4 protein-coding genes are annotated in these 6,000 nt (G+C 35.2%); 3 read left to right on the top strand and 1 reads right to left on the bottom strand.

Features of this window, described 5'->3' with window-relative positions; translation table 11 throughout:
- Nucleotides 1-342 precede the first annotated feature (342 nt).
- Nucleotides 343-2,097, bottom strand: a complete 1,755-nt coding sequence (gene aspS, locus ABY285_RS08420; RefSeq protein WP_372768992.1) for an aspartate--tRNA ligase — start codon at nucleotides 2,095-2,097, stop codon at nucleotides 343-345.
- Nucleotides 2,098-2,345: 248 nt separating this feature from the next.
- Here aspS and ABY285_RS08425 point away from each other — a divergent pair, with 248 nt between their 5' ends.
- The 3 genes from ABY285_RS08425 to ABY285_RS08435 all read left to right on the top strand — a co-directional run bounded on the left by ABY285_RS08425 (nucleotide 2,346) and on the right by ABY285_RS08435 (nucleotide 5,932).
- The gene (locus ABY285_RS08425; RefSeq protein WP_372768993.1) at nucleotides 2,346-4,142 is read left to right on the top strand and encodes a long-chain fatty acid--CoA ligase; all 1,797 of its coding nucleotides are present in this window, start codon (nucleotides 2,346-2,348) and stop codon (nucleotides 4,140-4,142) included.
- Between the two features lie 51 nt (nucleotides 4,143-4,193).
- Nucleotides 4,194-4,868, top strand: a complete 675-nt coding sequence (rsmI, locus tag ABY285_RS08430) for a 16S rRNA (cytidine(1402)-2'-O)-methyltransferase (protein WP_372768995.1) — start codon at nucleotides 4,194-4,196, stop codon at nucleotides 4,866-4,868.
- Between the two features lie 80 nt (nucleotides 4,869-4,948).
- On the top strand, nucleotides 4,949-5,932 hold the full coding sequence (locus ABY285_RS08435) for an aldo/keto reductase (protein WP_372768997.1): 984 nt from the start codon (nucleotides 4,949-4,951) through the stop codon (nucleotides 5,930-5,932).
- Nucleotides 5,933-6,000 lie beyond the last annotated feature (68 nt).

A 6,000-nucleotide genomic window follows, 5' to 3' on the forward strand; every position in this document is an offset into this window, starting at 1 on the left:
GTTTCTTGTGAATTTGCAATATAGGTTGCGAAAAGAGCAAAAGTTAAAAGTGTAGTTTTGATTTTCATAATTTTATTATTAGTTTTTGTCTCTGTAAAGAACTCATGTGTATGTTAAGTTAAAGTTAAGCAATTGTTACTAGTTTAATAAAAATTGAAGCATGAAAAAAGGCTGTCTAAAGAGACAGCCCATAAAAATTCACAAATTAGTTGACAAAAACTAATGGATAATATGAAAAGATATATTGAAGACTTGTTTAAATACATCACAAATTACAATCAATAAATCCTGTTTTGTGTAACCAAATCATTATCTAATTATTAAATATTTTTCAAAAAACACCTATAAAGGCAAGTTTATTTTTAAGCACAATTCCTTCAATTGTTCATCATCAATTATGGACGGCGCATCAATCATCACATCACGACCACTATTGTTTTTCGGGAACGCAATAAAATCACGAATGGTTTCTTGTCCGCCCAAAATAGCCGTTAACCTATCCAGTCCAAATGCAATTCCACCATGTGGTGGCGCACCATATTCAAAAGCATTCATTAAAAATCCGAATTGTTCTTTTGCTTTTTCTGGCGTAAAGCCTAAATGATTAAACATTAAAGCCTGAGTTTGTTTGTCGTGAATACGAATAGATCCTCCGCCAATTTCATTTCCATTTAACACCAAATCATATGCGTTGGCCCTCACTTTTCCTGGATCTGTGTCTAACATGGCCATATCTTCCGGTTTTGGAGAAGTAAACGGATGGTGCATAGCGTGAAATCTTTTAGTTTCTTCATCCCATTCCAATAAAGGAAAATCAACTACCCATAAAGGTGCAAATTCTTTTGGATTTCTTAAGCCCAAACGATTTGCCATTTCCATACGCAACACGCTTAATTGTGGACGCACTTTATCGGCGATGCCAGACAATACGCAAATTAAGTCACCGGCTTTTGCTCCGGTTATTTCGGCCCATTTTTTGAAATCAGCTTCATCGTAAAATTTATCGACAGACGATTTAAAGGTGCCATCTTCATTGCAACGAACATACACCATCCCCAAAGCACCCACTTGCGGACGTTTCAAAAATTCAATTAAACCATCAATTTCTTTTCTTGTAAACACATTTCCTCCGGGAACTGTAATCCCTACAACCAATTCTGCAGCGTTAAAAACACCAAAATCTTTGTGTTGTGCAACTTCATTCAATTCTCCAAACTCCATCCCAAAACGAATGTCCGGTTTGTCATTTCCGTATTTGCGCATCGCGTTATCATACGTCATTCTTGGAAATTTAGAAATTTCAACACCATTCACTTCTTTCAATAAGTGACGCGTCAATCCTTCAAAAGCATTTAAAATATCTTCCTGTTCAACAAAAGCCATTTCGCAGTCTATTTGCGTAAATTCAGGCTGTCTGTCAGCGCGTAAATCCTCATCCCTAAAACATTTCACAATTTGAAAATACTTATCCAATCCACCAACCATCAACAATTGTTTAAAAGTTTGCGGCGATTGTGGCAAAGCATAAAACTGCCCGGCATTCATACGGCTTGGTACTACAAAATCTCGCGCACCTTCTGGTGTCGATTTAATTAAATAAGGCGTTTCAACTTCAATAAAACCTTCCCCGGAAAGGTATTTTCTGGTTTCCATGGCCACTTTACTGCGGAAAATCAAGTTGTTTTTTACCGGATTTCTTCTAATATCAAGGTAACGATATTTCATCCGCAACTCATCGCCGCCGTCCGTTTCATCTTCGATTGTAAATGGCGGTACCAACGATTTGTTCAAAATGGTCAATTCCTTCACCAAAATTTCTATGTCACCAGTAGGCATATTTGCGTTTTTTGAAACACGTTCTATCACCTCGCCTTTCACCTGAATAACAAATTCGCGTCCCAGCATTTTTGCTTTTTCCATGATTTCTTTTGGCGTCCGATCTTCGTCAAAAATCAACTGCGTAATGCCGTAACGGTCACGCAAATCAACCCAAATCATAAATCCTTTATCGCGTGTTTTTTGCACCCAACCTGCCAAAGTAACTTCCTGACCAACATGCGTCAAGCGTAATTCTCCATTTAAATGTGTTCTGTACATTATAATCTTTTTTTAAGGAAGCACAAATTTAGTGATTTAGCCGATAGTTTTAAAAGTTATCATTCTTTTTTTGGGCGTTCCATTTGTAAATACAAATGTTAGGCTTTTGACACTCGCATTTTTTGCTGAAAAGCGCAAAACAGCGCTCAAACAAATGCCTCAATCCTTAACGCAAATAGCACTAAATCTTTGTAACTTTGCTACAGAAAAAATGTTTAATGTTTCAAAATTTAAAAGTTAAATAATAAATGGACAACAATCATATTGGCATAGAAATAAGGAATAAGGTACTGCAATATCAAGGTAAAAATGCCATTTATTATAAAGATCATAAATTGAAAACCTGGGTTGGAATTTCCTGGACCGATTTTGGAAAAAAAATTCAAAACCTGTCCAAAGCATTGTTGCATTTTGGTATTAAAGAACATCAAAATGTTGCCATATTCGCTGAAAACATGCCTGATTGGATTATAGCCGACATTGCCATAATGAGCATTAGAGCGGTGACAGTTCCTATTTATGCAACAAATTCAAGGAAAGAGGTTGAATATATTGTAAATGATGCTGAAATAAATATAATTTTTGTCGGTTGTCAAGAAGAATATGATAAAGCATTGCAAATTTCAAAAACCAATAACTACTTAAAATTAATAGTTACCCTTTGCGAAGACATTAAGTTCGAAAACACTGAAAACTCAATATATTTAAAGGATTTTTTAGTTTTTAAAACGAATGAAACCATTGAAACAGCGCTTCAAAAAAGATTTTACGAAAGCGAATCAACAGATTTGGCAAGCATTATTTATACTTCAGGCACCACCGGTGAACCAAAAGGAGTTATGTTAGATCATACTAACTTTATGCAGTCTTTAGAAGCGCACGATTTTGAATTAGATGTTTCTGAAAAAGATGCTTCTTTAAGCTTTTTACCATTGAGTCATATTTACGAGCGCAGTTGGGTTTTCTTTTGTTTACACCGAGGCATAAAAGTATATTTCAACCAAAACCCAAAGTTAATCGCCGAGGTTTTAAAGGAAGTTAAACCCACATTAATGTGCACGGTTCCTCGTATTTTTGAGAAAATTTTCGCTGCAATTCAAGATAAAAGAAAAGAAGCTTCACCTACCAAAATGAAATTAGCAAGTTGGGCTTTGGGTATTGGAAATGCATATTATAACTCACATAAACGAATTGATAAAAAAGTACCATTTGCTTTAAAGTTGAAACACAAAATTGCCGATAAATTAGTGTTGAGCAAATTAAGAGAAGTTTTTGGTGGACGCATAAAATTTATGCCTTGCGGAGGTGCGCCTTTAGCTGCAGAGATGGTTTCGTTTTTTCATTCTTTTGGCTTAAATATTAAATGTGGTTTCGGCTTAACCGAAACTACTGCAACCGTTTCATTATTTGGTTATAAGCATTTCGAATTTAATTCAGCAGGAAAAACAATTCACGGAACTGAAATAAAAATTGGTGAAAATGATGAAATTTTAGTAAAAGGACCTGGCGTTATGAAAGGTTACTATAAAAAGCCAGAAGCTACTGCTGAAGTTTTTGAAAATGGTTGGTTTAAAACTGGTGATGCCGGAATGATGGATGAAAAAGGCAATTTAATCATTACGGACAGAATAAAAGATTTAATGAAAACTTCAGGAGGAAAATATATTGCGCCTCAAAAATTAGAAACCGCTCTTATAAATGATGCTTTTATTGAACAAATTTCAGTAATAGGAGACCAACAGAAGTATGTAACAGCACTGGCAGTGCCAAGTTTTGAAAATTTAAAAAAATATGCCATTGAAAATAAAATTGCCTTTAAGGATATTGAAGAATTGATTAATCACAATCAAATTAAAGAAATGTTTGAAAAGCGAATTGAAGCGCTGCAAAAAGAGTTTTCGGTATTTGAAAAAATTAAAAAATTCACCTTATTACCGAAAGAATTCAGTATTGAGGCGGGAGAAATTACAGCAACTTTAAAGCTGAAACGAAAAGTTATTCAGCAAAAATATAAAGAGCTTATAGATAAAATGTATAAAGAGTAAAACGCAACATGTCACCTTCAAATAATTAATTAACCACTAAAAGTTGAAACTTTGGAATCGAAATTATATTTAGTACCAACGCCTATTGGAAATTTGGAAGACATTACTTTAAGAGCTATTCGGGTTTTAAAGGAAGTAGATTTAATTTTGGCTGAAGATACTCGAACCAGCGGAAAATTATTAAAGCATTATGAAATTTCCACCCATATGCACAGTCACCATATGCACAACGAGCATAAAACGGTGGCCAATATTGTGCAGCGCATTAAAAACGGAGAATCTATAGCTTTAATTTCTGATGCAGGAACACCCGGAATTTCTGATCCCGGTTTTTTACTCGCACGGGCATGTATAGAAAATGGTTTAGAAATTGAATGTTTGCCGGGCGCTACAGCTTTTGTACCCGCATTGGTAAATAGTGGATTGCCTAATGATAAATTTATTTTTGAAGGATTTTTACCCGTTAAAAAGGGCCGACAAACCCGTTTAATTTTTTTAGCCGAAGAAACACGAACCATCATTTTTTACGAATCTCCTCACAAACTGCTTAAAACACTCACCAATTTTGCCGAATATTTTGGAGCCGACCGTCCCATTTCTGTTTCACGCGAACTTACCAAATTGTACGAAGAAACCTTAAGAGGAACTGTCGCCGAGATGATTGAACACTTTACCAATAAAGCCCCAAAGGGAGAATTTGTAGTTGTGGTTGGCGGGAAAAAATAACCAATCTTCAAAATTTAAATGTGTTTTTATTTGATGTAATTTTTTTTGAACTAACTTTAAGTGTTTAAAATATATGAGATATGAATTATAGAACATTAGGAAAAACCGGACTTAAAGTTTCGGAAATTAGCTTGGGAACTTGGCAGGTTGGCGGAAAATGGGGTAGTGACTTTAATGAGAAAAACGCCGAAGAAATCATCAATACCGCCATTGACCACGGCATTAATTTTATTGATACAGCCGATGTTTACAGCAATGGACTTAGTGAAAAAGTTGTTGGCAAAGTAGTTCGTTCAAGGGCTGAAGATGTTTATATTGCCACAAAATGTGGAAGACAATTACAGCCGCATACAAACGCTGCTTATCAGGTTGCTGTTTTAAGAAAATTTGTTGAAAACAGTTTGTCTAATCTTGGTGTTGATCGAATAGATTTAATCCAACTGCATTGTCCGCCCACAGAAGTATATTACCGTCCGGAAATTTTCGAGTTGTTTGATCAACTTACCAAAGAAGGTAAAATTAGAAACTACGGGGTGAGCGTAGCGAAAGTTGAAGAAGCATTGAAAGCGATAGAATATCCCGGCGTAAGCACGATTCAAATAATTTTTAACATGTTTCGCCAACGTCCAAGCGAATTGTTTTTTAGAGAGGCGAAAGCCAAAAATGTTGGGATTATTGCGCGTGTGCCATTGGCCAGCGGTTTGTTAACCGGTAAGTTTGGGAAAGCCTCTACTTTTTCTAAAGATGATCACCGGTTTTTTAACAGGGAAGGAGAAGTTTTCGACAAAGGAGAAACTTTTTCTGGAATTGATTTTGATCTGGGTTTAAAAGCAGTGCATGAATTGAAAGAAATTTTTAAGGACCAAAACCTGGTTCATAATGCATTGCAGTGGATCTTGGCTTTTAAAGAGGTAAGTTGCATTATACCGGGAGCTTCAAGTGTTTCACAACTACTTTCTAATTTAGACACATTTTCTGCATTCACTCTTTTAGAAAGTGATGTGGAAAAAGGAAATGCCATTTATAAAAAATACATAAAGGAGGAAGTGCATCATTTGTGGTAAATAATTATAAATTGATTTTACTTTTTGACCTAAAAAATGGTTTTTATGAGTTTAGGTAGGAGTGAGAT

This window comes from Lutibacter sp., assembly GCF_041555395.1.
Classification (GTDB): domain Bacteria; phylum Bacteroidota; class Bacteroidia; order Flavobacteriales; family Flavobacteriaceae; genus Lutibacter.